Source organism: Prolinoborus fasciculus (assembly GCF_056724605.1).
The window spans coordinates 1-22,489 of the sequence record NZ_JBWZQN010000060.1; the positions used below are offsets into that span (position 1 = coordinate 1).

Below are 22,489 nucleotides of genomic sequence, written 5' to 3' on the forward strand. Positions count from 1 at the left end.
GTCATGAGAAAGCCCATATAAATGGGTAATGTACAAGTTGCTGTAGAAGCATGTTTAGTTCGTCTGATCACAGATACTTTATAAACTATTTTAATACTTTTTTGAATCCGTCAATGCGTAAGTCCTATCAGTTTAAATAATGCAACTGTGGAGCAATTACAGCAGCTAAATGGTATTGGTCAAAAAAAGGCTGAAGCCATTATTGAACATCGGCAAAAAAACGGAAAATTCAAAAGCATTGAAGAGATCCAGCTGGTCAAAGGCATTGGACCGGCATTGTTTGCCAAAAACAAGGCCAAATTGGCCTTGTAAGGCGACAGCATGGATCATGACTAGCTGATTGATTTGACTCGCAGGATTGACATAATCAAATTGCCCTTTAGGCGTGTAAGCGATATGATTAGCGTCATCTTAGAATTTTACGTTCAGACGTAGGAGACAGCGTCTTTTGCAAACTTTGCGCGCGTCAAAATGTGGTTTATCAACCGCTCAATTACCTTCTTATATTCTCGATGTGATTGATGCCTTAAACAAGGCAGGCTATGAAGCTTATATCGTGGGTGGTGGTGTTCGAGATCTGATGTTAGGTTTGAATCCTAAAGATTTCGATGCAGTCACCAATGCAACCCCGGCTCAGGTCAAGGAAGTTTTCGGACGACGTTGTCGAATTATCGGACGACGTTTCGAACTGGCGCATGTCTATTCAGGGCGGGAACTGGTTGAAGTGGCAACCTTTCGTGCACCACCAAAAAAAGCAGTGACCTCGGCCGCGGGGATGATTTTGCGTGATAACAACTGGGGCAGCATCGAGCAGGATTTTGCCCGTCGTGATTTCTCCATCAATGCAATGTACTACCAGCCGCGTAAAGGCATTGTGCTGGATTTCTGCAATGCGGTCGATGATATTCACAGCAAAACCTTACGCTTACTCGGTGATCCGACTTTAAGATTTGAAGAAGATCCGGTGCGGATGCTGCGAACCTTACGTTTTGCGGCCAAGCTGAACTTTAATATTGATGAGGCGATTCTGGATGTCTTTACGCCGGAAATGACCCAGTTACTGCGTGATGTTTCTCCACATCGACTTTATGATGAATCACAGAAACTGTTCACCATGGGACACCTAAATCGTGTCTTGCCAATGCTGATCGATTTCGGGATCTGGCAGCAGTTATTTGCAGATATCAAGCCTGAAATTACGCCATTTATGGAACGCGCTGCGAAAAATACCGATCAGCGTATTTCGATTGGCAAGACCATCAACCCGGCCTTTTTCTATGCGGTATTGTTGTGGCAGCCATTCCTCGAGCGTTGTGAATTCTATCTAAATAAAGGCGTGGTAGCCGCCGAAGCTCGTGCCCAAGCTGGTCTGGACGTGTTAAAACGTCAGGCGACTCGTACCATTATTCCACGTTTTGCGGAAACCTTTATTCGTGAAGTCTGGGAAATGCAGACTCGTTTGTTGAATCCAAAACCACAGCAAATCGAGGCCTTGTCCAGCCATGCGCGTTTCCGTGCCGGCTTTGACTTTTTGCTGCTGCGTGAAAAATCAGGCGATGCAACTGCACAAGGCATGGGCAGCTGGTGGGATGCTTACCAGCAAATGAGCGGTGACGAGAAAGAACGGGCCATTAGCCAGTATAACCGTCAGCGTGCCAAGAGCCGTCGCAAGGCGAGTCAAGAAGAACATCTGGAACAGAAATTGACCCAGCAGCAAGATCTCACCGAGATTGAACCGTTGGTAAATGAACCTGAACCACGCAATCGTCGAGTGCGCAAAGCCAAGTTTGAAGACAAGGTGAAACCTCTGTCGCATGTAGCAGCCAGTGCCAGTGGTGAAATTGGCCTAGATCATCCGATTATGAAACGTAAGCGGGTGAAACGTGATCTGAGTCAGGTGGTATTTGGGCCAACACAATGATCGTGACGTATATTGGCCTGGGCAGTAACCTGGGGGATTCACGCCAGATTCTGGCAGAAGCTGTACAGAAACTGGCGACCTTGGGGCAGGTGAAAACTTCGCATCTGTATCAAAGTCCACCGATGGGACCACAGGATCAGCCAAACTATCTGAATGCAGTGGTGCAGTTAAATACCGATCTGGCCGCTTTAAGCTTGCTAGATCGTCTGCAAGCCTTTGAGCACGACGCCGGTCGGGTACGTTTACGTCATTGGGGCGAACGTACGCTGGATCTGGACTTGCTGCTCTACGGCAATGAGCAGATTCAAAATGAACGCTTAACTGTGCCGCATGTTGGTGTATTAGAACGTGATTTTGTCCTGCTTCCACTTCTGGATATTGATCCTGAAATACAGGTTCATGGACACAGATTAAAAGACCTAGACATCGTCACACAGTCGACCCTCGCGGTACTCGATGACAGCAACTGGGCAAATATTTAATTTTTAAGTGATGGTAGCTTCGTCAGAACTTTCAAGCATAGAGGAACATTTTCATGGTCAGTCTGAGTGATTTAAGACGCTTTAAAGCAGATGGACGCAAATTTTCATGTCTGACTTGCTATGATGCCAGTATGGCCAAAGCCATGGAAATTGCCGAAGTGGACAGCATTTTAATTGGCGATTCTCTGGGAATGTCAATTCAGGGCCGTGATTCGACTTTGCCGGTTACGGTTGCAGATATGGCTTATCATACGGCTGCGGTACGCCGTGGTAACCAGCATGCCTTTATCATGACTGACTTGCCATTTATGAGCTATGCCACCTTGAATGATGCCTTGCAAAGCTCGAAAACCGTGATGCAGGCCGGCGCGCAAATGGTCAAGATGGAAGGCGGCGCATGGTTGGCAGAAACCGTGCAAGTGCTGACACGTAACGGCATTCCGGTGTGTGTGCATTTGGGTCTTACTCCGCAGTCGGTACATGTGTTTGGCGGTTATAAGCTGCAAGCTCGTACTCGTGAAGCGGCCGATCAGCTCATTGCGGACTGTAAAGCAGTAGTAGAGGCGGGTGCTGCACTATTGTTACTCGAATGCGTACCGGCACAGCTTGGCCAGGAAATCACCGAACTGTTTCCGCAGATTCCGGTGATTGGCATTGGCGCGGGTGCAGCCACTGACGGACAAGTATTGGTGGTTCAGGATATGTTGGGCCTGACCTTTGGCCACACTGCAAAATTTGTACGTAATTTTATGCAAGAACAATCGGGTGCGACCGCCATTCTAGATGCTTTTAAAGCCTACCATGCTGCAGTTTTAGATGGATCTTTCCCGGCACCAGAACAAACTTTTCAGGTTGAATTGTAAGATGAAAACAGAAACCACTATTCAGGGCTTAGCGGCATCCTTAAATCCGGCGCGTACCAGTCGCAAGATTATCGGTTTTGTACCGACCATGGGCAATCTGCATCAGGGGCATTTAAACCTGGTGCGTGAAGCGCGTAAGTTGTGTGATGTAGTGGTGGTCAGTATCTTTGTCAATCCGATCCAGTTTGGACCCAATGAAGATTTTGATAGCTATCCGCGCACGCTTGAGCAGGACCAGCAGCTTTTGGCAGAGGTCGGTTGTGACATCGTTTTTGCGCCGACGGTTGAGCAAATGTATGGTAAAAAACCGCGTCTGACCAATATCAGTGTTTCTGACATTACCAATGATTTATGCGGTTTACAGCGTCCCGGTCATTTTGATGGTGTGGCGGTGGTGGTGACTAAATTGTTTAACATCGTACAGCCGAATTACGCCTTCTTTGGCCAGAAAGATTATCAGCAATTGGCGGTCATTCGTCAGTTTGTACAAGATCTGAATATTCCACTGGAAGTAATTGGTGTGCCGATTGCCCGTGCAGAAGATGGCCTGGCTTTAAGTTCGCGCAATGGTTATTTAAGCGAAGAGCATCGTGCAATCGCACCGGTCATTTATCAAAGCTTGCAAAAGGCTGAACAGCAATTACAGGCAGGCGTGGAACTGGATACGGTATTGGCGGAGCTTCGCCAGACTTTAACCGATGCTGGATTTGTAGTGGATTATATTGAAGCCAGAACTCCAGAATTACAAAAAATTCATACGTTTAATCAAGATCTTGTGTTATTTATAGCTGCAAAGTTGGGGAATACACGTCTGATCGATAACCTGCAGGTTAAATACACTGCCGGCTAAGATGAAAGGGTAGCATGCATGAAGCGCATTTTAATCGTCACGGGACAATCTGGTTCGGGGAAATCATCTGCATTACAGGTGCTTGAAGATCTGGGTTATTACTGTATTGATAATCTGCCTTTGGCATTGCTTCCCGAAATCGTGGCCAAACTGGACAGTGAAAATAATCTGGAACAGTTGGCGCTGGGCGTCGATGTGCGCAGTACCCGGGCAGATTTACAAGAATTTGATCATGTATTTGAGCAGCTGCAACAGCATGGTTCGGTCGATATTATCTATCTGACCACGCAGGATCAGGAGCTGATTGCCCGCTTTAGTGCTTCGCGTCGGCCGCATCCTCTGGCGTCACGCTTTAAAAGTCTGAATCAATGCATTCAGGAAGAAAAAATCCTGTTGATGCCGATTCAGTTGCGTTCTACAGTTCATATCGATACTACCGATAAAAGCGTACATGACCTGAAACATACCTTATTGTCCAAGCTGGGACAGGCCGATAACCTGATCCTGATTCTGCAATCCTTTGGTTATAAGCATGGCATTCCACTGGATGCCGATTATGTCTTTGATGTCCGGCATTTGCCAAATCCGCATTGGGAACTGGAACTGCGCAAATTTTCAGGGCTAGATCAGCCGGTGCAGGCGTTTTTACAAAAGAGCGATCAGGTCGAGGACATGTTCAATGATCTGTATCATTTTCTGGACAAGTGGTTGCCGACCTTTGCCGAAGGGCATCGTCATTATATGACCGTGTCGATAGGTTGTACCGGTGGTCAGCATCGTTCTGTTTATATTGTGGATAGACTAAAAAAAGCCCTTGAGGCAAAATGGTCTATTCAAGTCCTCCATCGAGAAATGAAGCACTGGTCATGATTGATACGACAGTTGACGTAATTAATAAATTGGGTTTACATGCACGCGCATCTGGTAAACTGATAGAAGTTACCACCAAATTTCGTTCCAGTATTCGGATTGGCAAGGCTGACAAATTGGTAGATGCCAAAAATATCATGTCATTGCTCATGCTTGGTGCAGGCAAAGGAACAACTTTACGCTTAGTGATTGAAGGAGCAGACGAGGACAAAGCCTTATCTGAAATTCAGGCACTATTTGCAGCAAAATTTTATGAGGCAGATTAATCGTGGCACGTCGACCGAACAGTTTAACTGAAGAAGATTTTGATTCTTTAGAGGGACGCGCAAGTAAGACCGAACAGAAAAAAGCAGTCCAGCGTATGGCTGCTTTAGGTGCGCAGCTTGCAGAGCTGAGCGCTAAACAAATTAAAAACCTACCCGTAGATGAGCGTTTGATTGACGCCTTACTTGATGTGCAGGCAATTAGTTCGCATGAAGCACGTCGCCGTCAATTTTCACGGATTGGTAAATTATTACGCAATGAAAATGAAACGGTAATTTTGTCTTATTTAACACCTAAACAAGGTCTTAAAAAGACAGCTCAATTACAGCGTTGGGTGGATCGAATTGTCAAAGATGGTGATCCAGCCATCAATGAATTTACCAAAACCTATAATGCGACAGAGCGTCATACCTTACGTCAACATTATCTTCGGGTACACCGTGATTTAAAGAATCAAGCACCTGAAGAAGAAGTGAATGCTTCTAAATTAAAGCTGTTTAACTATGTACAGCAAGTGGCGTTGATTTCTGACAATTAAGCAGCCATGTAAAAAGGCGGTCTTTTTTAGGCCGCTTTTTTATAGCTGTTTTGAACTGATTGGTTTGACTTGGACATGCATAGTCTATAAGTGGTCTATCTTAATATTACTATTCCAGCTTCTAAAACTGCATTGATGATAAAAAATACAAAATTTCTGCAATTAATTTGTTAATGAATGTAAAATCTTTACAATTCTCAGTGGCTTTTTTGGCCTGTTTTTAGTTAATATCCTGATATTTAAATATTTCGTAGACTGGAATTGTTAAGATAGTTTTAAAAATTAAAAAATAATTCTGAGTGTTATTAGATAGATGAGACCTGATATAAAATTTCTTTTTAATCATAAGGTCAAGTTATATAATTGAAAAATCATTAGCTTTTACTCCAAATAGAGTAAAAAGCTATAGTGGGTATTTTTTAGTCAATAGTGTGTTACAGTAAATACAAATAAACATGCTTATTTTAGGTGAGATATATTAATTTCAAATACTTATGTAGGTTTTTTTCGAATAGTAAATTTTCAAGTTATTCTTAATCAATTAAATATCAGTGCTTTGCGGTTAAGAATGTATCTGGATAGAAACAGGTTAACAAATCCTTTAACCTATAGGTGAGTTTTCATCGTTGAGTAAATATAGAATCTTTATTATTGATTGTATGAATTTGGTCGGCAGTGTTTTCTATATTCCATAAACATTCAGAGAGGCAGACATGGAACTAAAACTGCTAGAGGTCGGTCAGAATACGGAGCAATTAAGCTCGTGCCGTATATCTCTCATTTTAGGTGTCTATACCTCCAACAACCTATTAGACACCTTTTGTAAGATCGCCCGTAAAGTTTTAAACGTTAAAACCAGTATTATCGGCTTCCACACGGAACCCTATATCTGGTACAGCTGTCCGCGCGGTTTTCGGGCCTTGCACGCCCCACAGGAAGTGAATCTGCCTGCGTATCTGCAACAGTCAGATGTCATTGACCAGACGCATCCTGCTTATACAGAATTGTCAAATTATGTGAAAGATCTCGGTGTAGCGCATCAGAGATTAGTCGCCTTTAATTTAAAATCAAGTAGCGGTGTGTCTTTTGGACAGGTCATTTTCTTTGATGATCAGACTGAACTGTTCGATCAGGACGATATTGCCACCATCAAACAATTTGCTGAAAGTTTAGTGATTCGAATTCAGCTCAATCAAGAACATACTGAGTTGAAAGAATTATACGAGCAGCAATGCGCACAAAATTTCAGTAAAACTAAATTTTTCCAGATTATTGCGCATGATCTGCGTGCACCGTTTCACGGCTTGCTCGGCTTTTCCGAAGTACTGGCACAGGAACGTGACACACTGGATGAATCCAGTATTCAGAGTATTGCGGATTATTTATATGATAATGCACAATCGGCCTATAACCTACTGGAAAGCCTGCTGACTTGGGCGATGGCAGAGGGTGGGCGCTTTGTTTATCATCCGATCAATTATGAATTGAAACAGTCCAGCAAGATTGTATGTGGTGTTCTGAAAAGTTTGGCCTTAAATAAAAAGATCGAACTGGTCGATAATATTCCTGAAGACATCAAGGTACATGCGGATATCAACATGATTACCTCTGTCTTGCAAAACCTGGTGTCGAATGCGCTTAAATTTACCCCGGTGAATCAAGGCGGTAAAGTGATTTTAGCTGCAGAGATGGAAGGCGAGCAGGTCAAGATTACGATTCAGGATACTGGCCTGGGCATGACCGAAGAACAGATGCAGAATCTGTTTAAACCGACTTTGGGTGTGAGTGTCAGAGGCACAGCTGAAGAGAAAGGGGTAGGTTTGGGTCTGGTACTCTGCAAGCGCTTTATTGACCTGAACCATGGTCAAATTGCTGTAGATTCCAAAGAGGGCCGTGGTACGACCTTTACTGTGCATTTGCCGATGGTTACCAATGATCATCAGGCGCTAGTGCTTGAAGATGTACATGCCGAGCAATCTTAAAAGGTAAATTTCAAACTAAAACATTCCCACTGAGACAAAACTCCTGCTATCTTTAGTGTGAAAGAGGACTCCACCCAACATTAGGGTGGAGGTGAATTTCACGACTTTTTTTTAGTGCAATATGATAGAATAATTTGCATTAAGTTTCTGTATCTAAATAGATTTAAGGCGAAATGAAGATCAACAAAGCGTACAAATTTAGGCTTGAGCCTAATGCGGAACAGGAGCTTGTTTTAAACAAGTTGCTTGGCTCTGCACGTTTTGTTTGGAATCAAATTTTAGCTGTTTCGTTCGAGATGCTTGCTAATAATGAGCGAATCAACAAAGTTAATTTAGTCAATAAAATTCCTGAATTACGCAAAAAACCTGAATGTGCTTTTCTAGAAAACAGCTCAAATGGCGTTTCACTCCAACAAAAAGTTCGTGATCTTGGTGATGCTTGGGGGAAGTTTTTTAACAAAAAGGAACAAGCTAAGTTAAAGCAAAAACCATTTAGAGCTAAGAAGCCACGATTTTTTAAATTATCCGATGGTGGTGAAGTTCAACTTAGACCACTTATGCCACGATTCAAAAAGAAATCTGATGGTTATGATTCCATTCGTATTGTTCAATTTGGCAGATATTGTTGGGTTAAAGGCAACCAAGTTAAGTTACCTAATGACATTGGCGTTGTGAAATTCAGAAAATCACAAAATATTGTGGGTGAGATTAAGAACGTCACAATCTCAAAGCATGTCGGGAAATGGTATGTGTCATTTGGTGCTGAAAACACAGTAGAAGCACCAGTCCACCCATCAAAATCAGCCGTTGGCATTGATTTAGGTGTTAAAAAGTTAATTACAACGTCTAGTGGTCAAGTATTCGACCCGATCAATAGTTTCAAGGCCAATCAAGTAAAGTTGGCTAGGCTTCAGCGCAAGCTGAGAAAGAAAAACAAGTTCAGTCAAAATTGGAAAAAGCTGAATCTCAAGATCAATAAATTACACCATCATATTGCCAATATTCGGCATGACTACTTGCACAAAGTCACCACAACGCTCAGCAAAAACCACGCAATGATCGTAGTTGAGGACTTAAAAGTAGCCAATATGTCGAAGTCAGCGAAAGGCTCAATCGAGAAAAAAGGAAAGAATGTTAAAGCCAAGTCCGGCTTAAATAAATCAATCCTGGATCAAGGTTGGTCAATGCTTGTTAATATGTTGGTGTACAAACAGCAATGGCGAGGTGGTTTACTCGTTAAAGTTGACCCTAAATATACAAGTCAGACTTGTAGTTCATGTGGTCACGTTGCAAAAGAAAATAGGCTTACTCAAGCAAACTTTAGTTGTGTCGAGTGTAGCTTTGGCGAGAATGCAGATATTAATGCTTCTCGCAATATTTTGGCGGTGGGTCACACCGTTTTGTCTGTGGAGGGTGGATGCGGTAAAGGTCGCCTTGCGAAGCAGAAAGCAAGTGAAATCCGTGAGGAAGTCGCCTAAGAGCTTTTGCTTTTAGAATCCCCCACTTGAACATCGTGAAAGTGGTGGGAGTATGTCAAAACTAAGCAGAATGTTTCAGGGGAAGAGTTGAGTGATGAATGCGGCACAATTGCAGAAAACCTTAAGAGCTAGCCAATATACCGAACAGGTATTGGCCAATCACCAGAGTTTACTGGAACAGGATTATGCAATTGATCAGTTTCAAGGCTCACTCAGTCGGGAATATATTGATCAGCTGGTGCAGCACTGCATCCTGAATATAAGCGATGAAGCAACGTGGATGCGCGCAATGCGTATTCTGCGGGCTCGTTTGATGTTTCGCTGGATCTGGCAGGATGCCAATCAGCTCACCGATGTTATTACCCTCACCCAAGAGCTCTCCGATTTTGCCGATGCCTGCATCTGTGCGGCGAAAGATTTTGCCCGTATTCCGGTCGCTGCCAAGTATGGCCAGCCGATTGGCTATAACGGAAAAGTTCAGGATCTGATTGTCATTGCTATGGGGAAACTCGGTGCCCAAGAACTTAATCTTTCCAGTGATATCGACCTGATTTTTGCCTTCGATGAGCAGGGTGAAACCGATGGGCGCAAATGTATTGATGTACAGCAGTTTTGCATCCTGTGGGGACAAAAACTGATTCATTTGCTGGATCAGATCACGGCGGATGGTTTTGTATTCCGGGTGGATATGCGCCTGCGTCCCTGGGGTGATGGTTCAGCGCTAGCCATTAGCCACGCGGCCTTGGAAAAATATCTGAGCCAGCATGGGCGTGAATGGGAACGTTATGCCTGGATTAAAGCGCGTATTGTCAATCCAAGTCCAGAAGGCGACGAGCTGCTGGAGATGACCCGTCCATTTGTATTTCGCAAGTACGTCGATTACAGCGCTTTTGAAGCCATGCGCGAAATGAAGGCCATGATCGAGCGCGAAGTACAGCGTCGTAATATTGAAGATGATATCAAGCTCGGTGCGGGTGGCATTCGTGAAGTCGAATTTATCGTGCAGGTCTTTCAGTTGATTTATGGCGGGGCCAAACTTGAATTGCAGGATCGGCAATGTCTGGTGAATCTGAATCATCTGGATGATGCCGAGTTGCTGGATGAACAGGCGGTACAGGATCTGGAAGATGCCTATTTGTTCCTGCGTCGGGTCGAACACGCGATTCAGGCACTGAATGATCAGCAAACGCAATCACTACCGACAGAGCCAGAGTTAAGGGCGCGTATGACGGACACGCTTGGTTTTGCTGATTGGGACAGCTTTATGGCATATCTCAATGAAAAGCGTGACAAAGTGATGTATCAGTTTGATCATTTAATCAAGGAAAATGGTCCAGATACCCTGGTTGAAAGTTTTTCACAGCTGGAAAAAAAACTCAAAGAAGTGTTGGATGAGAATGCGAAGAATCTCGTTTATGAGTTTTGGAATGGGCATGCCTTAAAAAAATTACCGGCAAAGGCGGTACAACGTTTAAAAACCTTCTGGCCGCATTTAATTGAAGCCGTTTTACAGTCAGATGATCCTCAGGTGGCGTTGGTGCGCTTGATGCCCTTAGTCGAATCAGTGATGCGCCGTACGGTATATCTGGTGATGTTAATCGAGAGTAAAGGGGCGTTGCAGCGACTGGTGAAGATGGCCACGGTCAGCCCCTGGATTTGTGAAGAACTGACCCATTATCCGGTGCTACTGGATGAATTCCTGTCGATGGATTTTGAATTGCCAAAACGTAAGGATCTGGAAGACTCTTTACGTCAGCAACTTTTACGGATTGAAATTGATCAGGTCGAAGACCAGATGCGGGTTTTGCGCCTGTTTAAAAAATCCAATGTTCTGGCCGTTGCCGCCAGTGATGTGCTGGCTGAAAGTCCTTTAATGAAAGTTTCCGATGCCTTGACCGATATTGCTGAAGTATCAGTGAATGCAGCGCTGCATCTAGCCTATCAGATTGTTGCGAAAAAACATGGTTTTCCACTGGATGCTGAAGGGCAGCGTTGTTCAGTCGAGCATACTGCTTTTGCCGTATTAGGTTATGGTAAAGTCGGTGGAATTGAACTGGGTTATGGCTCGGATCTGGATCTGGTCTTTATTCACTATATGAGTGAGCAGACCGATACAGATGGACTCAAGCCGATCAGTGGTTTTGAGTTTGCCATGCGCGTGGCGCAAAAATTCATGTCCCTCATGACCACGCAAACTCTGGATGGGCGTGTTTATGAGGTCGATACCCGCTTGCGTCCATCGGGTGAAGCTGGACTTTTGGTAACCAGTTTGAAAGCTTTTGAACAGTATCAGTTTAAAAGTGCCTGGTTATGGGAGCATCAGGCCTTGGTACGAGCCCGTCCAATTGCGGGTGAAATGAGTTTAAGGAAAAAGTTCGAGGTTTTACGCCGGGATATTCTGACTCAGCCTCGCGATGAAAATTATGTCCGGGCAGAAGTACTGAAAATGCGTCAGAAAATGAAGGAGTATCTCGGTTCTTCTAAAGAGCAAAAAAAAGATGGTATTTTTCATTTAAAACAAGATGCAGGTGGTATCGTAGACATCGAATTTATGGCACAGTATGCGGTGTTGGCTTGGAGTGGGACGAATAAAGATCTCGCCCATTTCTCCGACAATGTACGAATTCTTGAGGATGCCGCAAAATCAGGTTGCTTATCCAGCGACGATGCGACTGCTCTGATTCAAGCTTATCTCCGTGAACGCGCCGAGAGCCATCGCTTAGCCCTTGCAAATCAATCCATGCAAGTGTCTGCAAGCGACTGGCACGATACCCGAATGACCGTTTGCAAGTTATGGCAAAGACTGATTGATCCAAGTGCAGACTTTGTACTGGATAGTGAATAATTGTGAGAAATTGGAGTTTGTGGCATGAATTTGGCTGATCGTGATGGTTTCATTTGGCAAGATGGACAACTAGTTGACTGGCGTGAGGCAAAAACTCACGTATTAACACATACTTTGCATTACAGCATGGGTGTGTTTGAAGGCGTCCGTGCTTATGAAACCCCGAATGGAACGGCTATTTTTCGTCTAAAAGAACATACGAAGCGTTTGTTGAATTCTGCAAAAATTTATCAAATGAAAGTTCCATTTGATCAAGCAGCATTAGAGCAAGCTCAAATTGATGTTGTTCGTGAAAACAAATTAGCGTCTTGCTATTTACGTCCAATTATTTTTATTGGTTCTGAAAAACTCGGTATTGCTGCAACTGACAATACCATTCATGCCGTAGTTGCGGCATGGAGCTGGGGGGCTTACCTCGGTGAAGAAGCAATGGCGAAGGGTATTCGCGTAAAAACTTCTTCATTTACCCACCATCATCCGAACGTCACTATGTGTAAGGCCAAAGCATCAGGCAACTACACCTTGTCCATTCTTGCACATCAGGAAGTGGCGCATTCAGGTTATGACGAAGCAATGCTGCTCGACCCGCAAGGCTATGTATGTCAAGGTTCAGGCGAAAACGTATTCCTGGTACGTGATGGTGTGATTCATACCCCGGATATCGCAGGCGGTGCATTGGATGGTATTACCCGTCAAACCATTATTACCATTGCTAAAGACCTGGGTTATGACGTAATTGAACGCCGTATTACCCGTGATGAGTTCTACATCGCAGATGAAGCATTCTTTACCGGTACTGCTGCAGAAGTCACACCAATCCGTGAATACGATGATCGTCAGATTGGTGAGGGGGTACGTGGTCCAATCACCACTCAAATCCAGAAAGCATATTTTGATGCAGTTCAAGGCAAAGACCCGAAATATGCACACTGGTTAACTTATGTGAAGTAATTAAGAATTTACTGATTGAAAAAACCTCTCATTTGAGAGGTTTTTTTTAACTGATGTACTTATTCTGCCGAACTTATGTCATCATATTCACCATCAAGAAGATTTTAAGATGAGCTTAGGCATACGCAATGAGTAACATCGTTATTTGTATGAAATGGGGAACCAAATACGGTTCGGAATACGTCAATCGTTTATACAATATGGTTAAACGACATACGACAGTCGACTTTAAGATGGTCTGTCTGACGGATCGTACTGAAGGCATTGATCCTGCAGTACAATGTTTCCCTATTCCACCTCTGGCATTGCCTGAAGGTGCGCCTGAGCGTGGCTGGAACAAGCTGTCCACTTTTGAGCCTGATCTTTATGGTTTAGAAGGCAATGCACTCTTCCTCGATCTTGACGTGGTGATTGTCGATAATATTGATGAGTTCTTTACCTATCCGGGTGAATTCCTGATTATTCATGACTGGAAACGGCCATGGCGTATTACCGGTAACAGTTCGGTATATCGTTTTAAGCTGGGTGCTTTCCCGGGACTTTTGCCTTATTTCCGTGAACATTTTGATGAAATTCGTCAAAAATTCCGTAATGAGCAGGCTTATCTGTCCTGGTATGTAGATCGGGAGAAGAAACTGAGCTACTGGCCAGAGAGCTGGTGTAAGAGCTACAAATACCATTGCCTGCAAAAAATTCCGATGGCTTATTTTAAGCCGCCGGTAAAACCTGAAGGTGCCAAAATCATTGTTTTTCATGGCGAGATTAATCCGCCAGATGCAGTGAATGGTGGTGGTGGTAAATGGTATCGTTATGTGTTGCCATCGCAGTGGATTAAGGATGCTTGGCAGTAAGTTATAGAGTTTATTCAAGCTAATTGTTGATTAGAAGTATTATGGAAAAAATAGATTTTGTTATTGCGTGGGTCGATGGCAATGATGTAAAGCATCGACTTAAAAGGCAACAGTTTCAATTTACTAATATCGTAAAAGGTTCAGCAGAAGAAACTCGATTTGCTAGTAATGATGAAATCTATTTTTCAATTGCTTCAATTCTTAAATATGTTCCCTATTTTGGAACAATTTATATTATTACGGATGAACAGCAGCCTGCACATATTCATGATTTTTTCGAACAGGGATTATGTGCTCCTGAGCAGATAAAAATAATTGATCATAGAACAATATTTGCTGGTCATGAGCAATACTTGCCTACATTTAATTCTTTAAGTATTGAAACCATGCTTTGGAATATTCCAGGGTTATCAAAGTATTTTATTTATTTGAATGATGATTTCTTCTTTAATGCCTCATCTGAATTAGATGATTTTTTAGTTGGTGACCAGATAAAAGTCTATGGACATTGGGAAAATAACTCCATAATTAAAGCAAAATTTAATCTACGTAAAGGTCTTAATAAATATTTTGGTAAACCTTTACAGCCTAAATATACAATTGCTCAAATGCTTAGTGCTGAATTATGTGGATTTAATAAATATTATGAAATTCATCATCGTCCCCATATATTGGATCGTGATGTACTACAAAATTATTTTCAAAAATACCCTACAACATTAGCTCAACAGATTAGGCATCGTTTTAGAAGTGCTTTTCAGTTTTTACCCGTAGGACTTAATAATCATTTAAAAATTCAGGCTAATGAAGCAGTTCTATACAATGATATCAATATTGCTTATTTAAAAAATGAAGCTTCAGTATCTACATTCTTATCAGACCTGAATAATCCAGCTGTTAAATTCGGTTGTATTCAGAGTTTAGATCAATTTGATCCAAAAGAAGCAGAAAAGGTATCTTTTGCTTTAATTGCTAAATTTAAAAACTATTTACCTCTATCTATTCAGTATTAAGAGTTAATCATGAAAGTTGTAACTTATTTAATTAATTTAGACGGAAGTGATGAGCGTCTAGCTGCAGCAACTCAGCAGCTTAATAGTGTGGGCTGGAGGTTTGAACGTTTTGCTGCTTATGATGGTCGGGGTAAAGCACTCTCTGAATTCACAAATTATAATGACGATCAAACTAATAAGGTATTAGGTCGTAGTTTAATGAATTCCGAGTTAGGTTGTTATTTAAGTCATTATGGATGTGCTGAAAAATTTTTAGCCACTGATGCAGATTATTTAGTGGTTCTGGAAGATGACCTTAAAATTGATAGTGACTTTAAGATTAAAATTGACAGCATCATTGAATATTTGCACCAACATCAAGATTTAAACTGGTATCTTATTAATATTGCTGCAAAAAAGAAAAAACTAGCAAAAGATATTACGCAAATAGGGGGTATAAGTTTATGGCATGCTTTTTATTTCCCAATTCGGGGCTTAGGGTTAATCTGGTCGCGGCAGGGAGCACAGACTTTTGTTGAGGCAGGCAAAACTATAAATAGGCCGGTTGATATCTTCTTCCAGTCTTGGTTAAGTCAAAATGGCAAAGGTTTAGGGATTTGGCCACCACTAGTCAAGCCTGCAGGGGTTGATAGTGATATTTTGGGAACAGTTGCTACTCAGGGGATTTCTCGTAAAGCACTTGAAAATAGAAGCAGCTCTTATGGATTTAAAAAACAAAAGCGCATGTGGTGTGATCGTTATTATGCGCTCAAGCACTTGATTAGTTCAAAGTAAGTAAATTCTATGAAAAATATTGTAATTAGCCTGAAGACGGCAAAAGCACGCCGTGAACATATTGAAAAAGAATTTGGTAAACAGAATATTGGTTTTGAATTTTTTGATGCTCTGACCCCTGATTTAGCAAAGCCACTTGCAGAGAAAATGCAATTAAATGTTGAGGAGGAATATTTAACAGGTGGGGAGTTAGCTTGCTTTATGAGTCATGTATCAGTTTGGAAAAAAATGGTCGATGAGCAGCTTCCATATGTTGCAATATTTGAAGATGATATCTTTTTAGGTGAAAGAGCATTTAGAATCTTTAATTCATCTTCGTGGATTCAAGAAGATTGGCATATTATCAAAACGGAAGCATTTTCTGAAAAGGTTTTATTAGCTAAAGAAGTCTACAGAATCAACGATACAAACCGTCAGATTGCTCGTTTAACTGGAAAAAATTTAGGAACAGCGGGTTATATATTATCACTTAAGGGTGCTATGGCTTATCTAAATTATATTAAACAATCATCTTTGAGTCCTTTAGATGAAATGATGTTTAGAGATTTTATTCATGCTAAGCACTGTGATGTTTATCAAATGTCACCTGCCAGTTGTATACAGGAAATGATGTTATATCCAGAGAAAAAAACTGTTCTGTCTAGTGATTTAATTGATGAACGTAAAGCAAGAATGAAGAAATATAAAAAGAAGGGTTGGATGAAAGTAGAGAAGGAAATTAGTCGGATTATCAATCAAGTTAAATATTATTTTTTAGGAAAAGTAATTCCTTTTAAATAAGATTGGATTGCTGATAGTGAATTTTCTTAATCTACTATCAGTAGAGGATTATCATTTAAAACGATGATTCATTTTATGAATATGATTATTCTGGGTTGCTAATTCTAAATCTTTCTCTTGAATATAATAAATTTGATATAGATGCGGTAAGGTATCGTCTAATATAGGTAATAATTGGAATCTATCTCTTAATATTAATTCATTAAACATAATTTGAAAAAAGAAATAATGTGGAATTGTATTTTGAGTTTTCCAAAAATTCATTAAAAGATCTAAACATTTGTGTAGATTTTCTTGTTTAGGTTTTGCAACTATAAAGCTATTTAATATATTTACTTTTGAATCTGAATCCCAGCAAAAATAATCATGATTAAATTTATTCCAGAACTCTTTGTTGGAAGCATCTTTAGTCCTTTGGTACATAAATAAATTACTATTTTTTATTTCATCTGGAATTGGACCTGTAAGTAAAATAGTAGCATCCATCCAGATTCCACCATACACATCAAGTAATGCTAAACGAATAAGGTCAGCAAAAAATGCATGCTTAAATTCTTCATTCTTTTTCTTTGTCCAGACAAAATCAGGGAAATCAATATATTCCGAGATATTATTTTCATCAAGACGGATAACAGTATAGTCTTGTTTAAAATCATCAATAGATTTAAAACATTTTTTTACCATAATTGGTATAATGTCTTCTTCAATTCCTTGACCCCAATATTGCCAAATTATTTTTTTACCTACTAAGTCTTTTTTTGGCTTTAGATCAAAAAAGCTTAAAGATGTTTTTTCATAAGCATCAATAAAGAGATTAAAACAATCAGCAATGTGATTTTTATTACGTCTATTGGCCTCTTTTTCAATTTTTTTACGGAAATATTTGGGGATTAGATAATAAAATAGACGCCATGGATATTTTTTACGGATGGTTAAAATGAGAGAGTGAAACGGTTCTTTAGATGAAAAAACTTTTGATATATTGTTTGAGTCTAAATGAAATTCTTTTTTTAGGTTTGCCATTTAATGTTTTCCATTCAATTCGATCAATATATTGATCTGTTTCCCCACGAAGAAAAGCATGTCCACCAAATCGGTAATGTGATTTATCAGAAAACATGACTTTCGACTCTTTCTTCCAATATTCTTTCTCACCACGAGTAAAATATGGCGGCAGTATTTTAACATCTGTTCTATCAAGAGCATATTTATTTAGATGACTTTCATCATGCCATAGAGCAATAATATTCTGATCTAAGTCCTCTTTGGTATTACGATTTAAATGTTCACACATTTCAAGAAAATTTACTGATTTCCCACCGTTTAATGCCCCTGTAAAGTAGTATTTACCCTGAGAAAGTGGAATATATGCATTTGAAAGTGGATTTCTATCATATGTAAATTGCTTTTTATTTTTATGGAATGCATGAGGTTGATGAGTTAAAACTAAATTTTCATCACTATGTAATGGCAGTAGATCTTCTTCTTTAATATTTTTAATAATTTCAGTATTTGCATTAAAGAAAAAAATATAATCAAATTTTTTTAATTGATCCTTCTGGGTTAAAAAGATATTAAATCTCATTAAAGTATCATACGGCCAACCTAATTTTTGTTGCTTAATATAAGTAATATTTTCTTCAATCTCACTTTCTAATAATTCTTTGCAGTCTGTAAATACAAAATAATGTTTTGAACTATTTAATAAAAGATTTTGCTCAGCTGATTTATAAAAAAAATCCCAGAACGTGATATATCGACCAGTTGCAATGTATAGAATAGCCACTTTAATTTTGCTGTACATGTAACAATTTTCTCTTAATTTATTTTCAATAAAACTTTTTTTTATTTAAAGTCTTTCTAAACCTTTTATACCCCCACAAATACTGTTCTGGAGCGACATTAATCATGCGCTCCATTTCATTATTTAAGGTGTCAACAGAAAGCTGGAGATCTTTCGACAAAATATCGTCAGAAAGTTGGGTCACAATAATATCATAGCCGGATAAATCATCACGTCTTAAACAACTGAGTCCAACCACAGAACATTGGGTTTTAGCTGCCAGTTTGGAAAGTAAGGTAGAAGATAGCGCATTCTGATTGTAGAAAAGTGAGTAGATACCACCACTTTCTTTAGGTACATGATCCGGCAATATTGCAGAAAAACCACCCTGTTTTAAATGCTTAAATAAAGCACGTACCCCAGAATCATCTGTCGGAACCAGTGTGGCATTCAGACGTTGCCGGGCTTCAAGCATAAAGCGGTCAATATCCTGATTCTTGCTGGGCTTGTACATAATTACAGGGGAGGTGTGTTGATTTACCCAGACATTTAAAAGCTCCCACGTACCAAAATGAGGCACCACAGCCAAGCAGCCCTGAGGATTTTGCAGAGCCTGGAGAAAAATATCTTCGCCATGCACATCTCGAATTAAAGACAGCGCATATTCAGAAGATGAACCCCAAATTTTGACTGATTCCGCATAGGTCATACACTGACTTTTGAGACTGCGTTTGGTCAAATTAGCTCGTTCAGCTTCCGAAAGTTCTGGATAAGCAGAGGCCAGATTAATCTCAGTCACTCGGCGTGCAGAAGAATGGCTGAAATACAAAAGAGATCCAGCCAGTTGCGCAAGATTTTGAATGAATCTTAACGGAAGCTTGGAGAAATTTTTGAGTAGGGTGTACATGGTATCCAGATGGTCAGATTATAGGTCTTTGTCCGGATTGCCCTTCAGCACCATATAAATCAAACCTACAAAAATCAGCAGGGCACCTAAAATACTGCTCAGGCAAAAATACACAATACGGTCATTGGTATCGAGGTTGAACAGGTTGTTGGCAAGGATATAGCGCATGAACAGCCATTGAACCACTGAAAATACAATAAGCATAATGCTGCGATTACGAACTGCAGGACGCATAGCCATTGCTAATTACCTTAGATTAAAAACTGTGGCTATTATGCCACTGTTCCAGATGTGACTCAATCACACAAAAAAAGCCCCACACGAGGCAGGGCTTTTTCACTTAAATTTTCAAGAATTATTCTTGAGATTCAGCTTTTGGTTTTTCACGTAAGCGAATACCAAGGTCACGCAGCTGGTTTGATTCAACTGGTGCTGGTGCTTGCGTTAATGGACATTCAGCAGTCTTGGTTTTCGGGAATGCAATCACGTCACGAATAGAAGAACCGCCAGTCATGAGCATCACCAGACGGTCAAGACCGAATGCCAAACCACCATGCGGAGGAGCACCGTAACGTAATGCATTTAATAAGAAGCTAAATTTCTCTTCTGCTTCTTCTTCACCAATACCAAGCGCTTCAAAGATCGCTTTTTGCATTTCAAGGTTGTGAATACGCAGTGAACCACCACCGATTTCAGTACCGTTTAATACCATGTCATAAGCCACAGACAATGCCGCACCTGGGTTGTTCTTCACTTCTTCTACGCTAGATTTTGGCAGCGTGAATGGGTGGTGAACAGACGTCCATTTACCATCATCAGTTTCTTCAAACATTGGGAAATCAACAACCCAAAGTGGTGCCCACTCGCAAGTTGATAATTTAAGGTCATGACCGATTTTCACACGAAGCGCGCCCATGGCATCGTTTACAACTTTGGCTTTGTCTGCACCGAAGAATACGATGTCGCCATTTTCAGCGCCAACACGTTTCAATAGATCAAGCACGATTGGCTCGATGAATTTCACGATTGGAGATTGAAGACCTTCGATACCTTTTTCAAGTTCGTTGACTTTGATGTAGGCCAAACCACGTGCACCGTAGATGCCTACAAACTTGGTGTATTCATCAATCGCGCTACGTGGAAGTGAACCAGCACCCGGTACGCGAAGCGCAACGATACGACCTTTAGGATCTTTTGCAGGGCCTGCGAATACTTTGAACTCAACGTCTTGCATTAAGTCTGCAACGTCAACCAGTTTCAAAGGAATACGCATATCCGGTTTGTCAGATGCATAGTCACGCATTGCATCGTTGTAGGTCATGCGTGGGAATTTATCAAACTCAACATTTAGAAGTTCTTTGAACATCTTAACGGTTAGAGTTTCCATTAAATCCATGATGTCATCGTCACTCATGAACGATGTTTCAACGTCGATTTGGGTGAATTCTGGCTGACGATCCGCACGTAAGTCTTCGTCACGGAAACATTTAGCAATTTGGTAGTAACGATCAATACCGCCCACCATCAACAACTGTTTGAATAGCTGTGGAGATTGTGGCAGTGCGTAGAAACTACCGTTAGATACACGGCTTGGCACTAAATAGTCACGCGCACCTTCAGGAGTCGCACGTGTCAAAATTGGTGTTTCAACGTCTAAGAAACCATTGTCTTCGAAGTAGTTACGAATCAGGTTGGTTAACTTAGAACGGAAGCGTAAACGATCTAACATTTCTGGACGACGGATGTCCAAGAAACGGTATTTCAAACGAATTTCTTCAGAAATATTGGTGTTTTCGTCATTCAATGGGAATGGCGGAGTTTCAGACTGAGCAAGAACTTCAATTTCTTTACCCAAGACTTCGATTTGACCGCTCACCATATTGGCATTTTCTGTGCCTTCATAACGGCGACGTACACGGCCTGTAATTTTTAATACAAATTCTGAACGTACTTTATCAGCAGTTGCGAATGCTTCAGGAGTATCTGGGTCAATAACCACTTGAACAAGACCATCACGGTCACGCATGTCAAGGAAGATTACACCACCGTGGTCACGGCGACGGTGTACCCAACCGCATAATGTTACGGTTTGGTCAATTTGAGCTTCGGTTAAAGAACCGCAGTAATGAGTTCGCATCATAGCGTTAGAAATCCAACTATATGGGTTAAGGTCAGCGAATACGTAAACAGCGTACCGCTTTTAAGTAAAGGTAGGATTATGCCTCTTTGGGCATGTTGTCACAAGAACTTGGGTCAAAAACAATATCATTTTAAAGTGAATAGGGGCAAAGCCAGTGCTTTGTTTAACCCATCCTGCGATCTCTATCTAAAAATAAAAACAATAAACAGCCCAGACTAAAGGTGATCAGAAAGCCTTGGCTAAATTCATTGATCGAGCGACCAGTAAAATAATAGAGGTCCGATCGCCAGACTTCCGTAGAAATATAGCGCGCATAATCCCAGACCGAAAATAGGCCGGTAAATATAGAAAAGAGCAATAAGCCCCAGGCAAACGATTTGATTTTTAGGCTGACTGCAAGATATTGCTGATGAGTTTTAAAATAATGCAGGCTCATCCACAGGATAAAAGGCAAGACAATCACGGAGGTGCCAATCTGTAAAATCCGGTGCAATGGATAACTGTTACCAAATAGCTGAAACTGTTGGGCTAAAAAATCATGAAAGGCAAAAGTACGAAAGTCGACATGCGTTAGTCCATCCCAGATTAAATGGGTGGCTGTACCAATGATGAGTGCCAGACACATCACCAGGATAAATTTTAGTGCTGAAAGGATATTGTGAATTTTTAAATCATGCTGAATACCGATGAAACGGTAAATCACGGGCCGGTAAATCAGGTACCAGACCGCACAAAAAGCCAGACCGATCCAGAGATCTGGATGAATCAGAGAAGACCATAAATGGGTGATATTAGAATTAGTATGACTAAATAGACGATGCAGATCTGGAACCATGCTGCCAATGGCCAGCGCAGCAACAGGGAGTCTATTCCCAGTTAAATATGAAATAGGTGGAGCAAGCACAGCATGCGATAAGGTAAAGGGCATAAAGACAATGTTTTAATGTAATCAAAAATATTCAAAGGACATTCTATTGACATCCTCTCCTTCTTAAAAGAGGGAGATTCCTACTGCTAGACGCTTATGCCCAAGCGCAAGAATGTTCAGGGCAGAATTTAAATCCCGATCACTATCTAAACATCTATAAAAGTTTATGAATATAAACCTTATTAAATTAAAGATTTATACTTTGTTTACATATAAACTATGAATAATCATGTAGCTTACCATATAACATTTCGATAGTCTTTTTTTGC

The 22,489-nt window shown here is 41.0% G+C and carries 22 protein-coding genes; 16 read left to right on the top strand and 6 right to left on the bottom strand.

Annotated features, from left to right (window positions below):
• The first annotated feature begins 126 nt into the window (after window positions 1–126).
• From AC1P5O_RS13205 to AC1P5O_RS13280, 16 genes are all read left to right on the top strand, one after another.
• Window positions 127–312 (top strand): ComEA family DNA-binding protein, encoded by a 186-nt coding sequence (locus AC1P5O_RS13205; RefSeq protein ID WP_499006146.1) that lies wholly within the window; start codon window positions 127–129, stop codon window positions 310–312.
• Between the two features lie 136 nt (window positions 313–448).
• The gene (gene pcnB, locus AC1P5O_RS13210; protein ID WP_004647477.1) at window positions 449–1,921 is read left to right on the top strand and encodes a polynucleotide adenylyltransferase PcnB; all 1,473 of its coding nucleotides are present in this window, start codon (window positions 449–451) and stop codon (window positions 1,919–1,921) included.
• A complete protein-coding gene (gene folK / locus AC1P5O_RS13215; protein ID WP_004647478.1) occupies window positions 1,918–2,403 on the top strand; it encodes a 2-amino-4-hydroxy-6-hydroxymethyldihydropteridine diphosphokinase in 486 nt (161 codons plus the stop codon). The genes pcnB and folK overlap by 4 nt, the downstream gene beginning before the upstream one ends.
• 53 nt (window positions 2,404–2,456) lie before the next feature.
• Window positions 2,457–3,266, top strand: coding sequence for a 3-methyl-2-oxobutanoate hydroxymethyltransferase (gene panB, locus AC1P5O_RS13220; protein ID WP_004278337.1), 810 nt, complete (start codon window positions 2,457–2,459; stop codon window positions 3,264–3,266).
• Window position 3,267: 1 nt separating this feature from the next.
• Complete coding sequence (panC, locus tag AC1P5O_RS13225; RefSeq protein WP_004647479.1) at window positions 3,268–4,116, top strand: pantoate--beta-alanine ligase; 849 nt, start codon at window positions 3,268–3,270, stop codon at window positions 4,114–4,116.
• An 18-nt stretch (window positions 4,117–4,134) separates the two neighbouring features.
• Window positions 4,135–4,986: an RNase adapter RapZ gene (gene rapZ, locus AC1P5O_RS13230; RefSeq protein ID WP_004278335.1), complete on the top strand. Its 852-nt coding sequence runs from the start codon at window positions 4,135–4,137 to the stop codon at window positions 4,984–4,986.
• A complete protein-coding gene (locus AC1P5O_RS13235; RefSeq protein ID WP_016806787.1) occupies window positions 4,983–5,252 on the top strand; it encodes an HPr family phosphocarrier protein in 270 nt (89 codons plus the stop codon). Before rapZ ends, AC1P5O_RS13235 begins: the two co-directional genes overlap by 4 nt.
• 2 nt (window positions 5,253–5,254) lie before the next feature.
• A complete protein-coding gene (gene yjgA / locus AC1P5O_RS13240; protein ID WP_004278333.1) occupies window positions 5,255–5,788 on the top strand; it encodes a ribosome biogenesis factor YjgA in 534 nt (177 codons plus the stop codon).
• A gap of 713 nt (window positions 5,789–6,501) precedes the next feature.
• A complete protein-coding gene (locus AC1P5O_RS13245; RefSeq protein WP_348942272.1) occupies window positions 6,502–7,770 on the top strand; it encodes a sensor histidine kinase in 1,269 nt (422 codons plus the stop codon).
• A 173-nt stretch (window positions 7,771–7,943) separates the two neighbouring features.
• Entirely contained in the window at window positions 7,944–9,248 is a 1,305-nt protein-coding gene (locus tag AC1P5O_RS13250; protein ID WP_348942270.1) for an RNA-guided endonuclease InsQ/TnpB family protein, read from the top strand.
• A gap of 94 nt (window positions 9,249–9,342) precedes the next feature.
• Window positions 9,343–12,093 (top strand): bifunctional [glutamate--ammonia ligase]-adenylyl-L-tyrosine phosphorylase/[glutamate--ammonia-ligase] adenylyltransferase, encoded by a 2,751-nt coding sequence (glnE, locus tag AC1P5O_RS13255; protein WP_348942269.1) that lies wholly within the window; start codon window positions 9,343–9,345, stop codon window positions 12,091–12,093.
• Window positions 12,094–12,117: 24 nt separating this feature from the next.
• Window positions 12,118–13,044 carry a branched-chain amino acid transaminase gene (locus tag AC1P5O_RS13260; RefSeq protein ID WP_004278329.1) on the top strand — a complete coding sequence of 309 codons (927 nt, stop codon included), beginning with the start codon at window positions 12,118–12,120 and terminating at the stop codon, window positions 13,042–13,044.
• Between the two features lie 128 nt (window positions 13,045–13,172).
• Window positions 13,173–13,895, top strand: a complete 723-nt coding sequence (locus AC1P5O_RS13265; RefSeq protein WP_348942267.1) for a glycosyltransferase family protein — start codon at window positions 13,173–13,175, stop codon at window positions 13,893–13,895.
• 41 nt (window positions 13,896–13,936) lie between these two features.
• Window positions 13,937–14,908: a stealth family protein gene (locus AC1P5O_RS13270; protein ID WP_348942265.1), complete on the top strand. Its 972-nt coding sequence runs from the start codon at window positions 13,937–13,939 to the stop codon at window positions 14,906–14,908.
• Window positions 14,909–14,917: 9 nt separating this feature from the next.
• Window positions 14,918–15,682, top strand: a complete 765-nt coding sequence (locus tag AC1P5O_RS13275; RefSeq protein ID WP_348942264.1) for a glycosyltransferase family 25 protein — start codon at window positions 14,918–14,920, stop codon at window positions 15,680–15,682.
• A gap of 9 nt (window positions 15,683–15,691) precedes the next feature.
• Window positions 15,692–16,462: a glycosyltransferase family 25 protein gene (locus tag AC1P5O_RS13280; protein ID WP_348942263.1), complete on the top strand. Its 771-nt coding sequence runs from the start codon at window positions 15,692–15,694 to the stop codon at window positions 16,460–16,462.
• A 51-nt stretch (window positions 16,463–16,513) separates the two neighbouring features.
• On the opposite strand, the gene AC1P5O_RS13285 is transcribed toward AC1P5O_RS13280, so the two are convergent.
• From AC1P5O_RS13285 to AC1P5O_RS13310, 6 genes are all read right to left on the bottom strand, one after another.
• Complete coding sequence (locus AC1P5O_RS13285) at window positions 16,514–17,485, bottom strand: capsular polysaccharide synthesis protein (RefSeq protein WP_348942262.1); 972 nt, start codon at window positions 17,483–17,485, stop codon at window positions 16,514–16,516.
• Complete coding sequence (locus AC1P5O_RS13290) at window positions 17,421–18,311, bottom strand: family 6 glucosyltransferase (protein WP_441368319.1); 891 nt, start codon at window positions 18,309–18,311, stop codon at window positions 17,421–17,423. Before AC1P5O_RS13290 ends, AC1P5O_RS13285 begins: the two co-directional genes overlap by 65 nt.
• A complete protein-coding gene (locus AC1P5O_RS13295; RefSeq protein ID WP_348942261.1) occupies window positions 18,292–19,152 on the bottom strand; it encodes a lysophospholipid acyltransferase family protein in 861 nt (286 codons plus the stop codon). Before AC1P5O_RS13295 ends, AC1P5O_RS13290 begins: the two co-directional genes overlap by 20 nt.
• 18 nt (window positions 19,153–19,170) lie before the next feature.
• Window positions 19,171–19,392, bottom strand: coding sequence for a hypothetical protein (locus AC1P5O_RS13300; RefSeq protein ID WP_004278319.1), 222 nt, complete (start codon window positions 19,390–19,392; stop codon window positions 19,171–19,173).
• Between the two features lie 115 nt (window positions 19,393–19,507).
• Entirely contained in the window at window positions 19,508–21,289 is a 1,782-nt protein-coding gene (aspS, locus tag AC1P5O_RS13305) for an aspartate--tRNA ligase (RefSeq protein ID WP_499006147.1), read from the bottom strand.
• 166 nt (window positions 21,290–21,455) lie between these two features.
• Window positions 21,456–22,220: a DUF4184 family protein gene (locus tag AC1P5O_RS13310; RefSeq protein ID WP_441368313.1), complete on the bottom strand. Its 765-nt coding sequence runs from the start codon at window positions 22,218–22,220 to the stop codon at window positions 21,456–21,458.
• Between the last annotated feature and the right edge of the window lie 269 nt (window positions 22,221–22,489).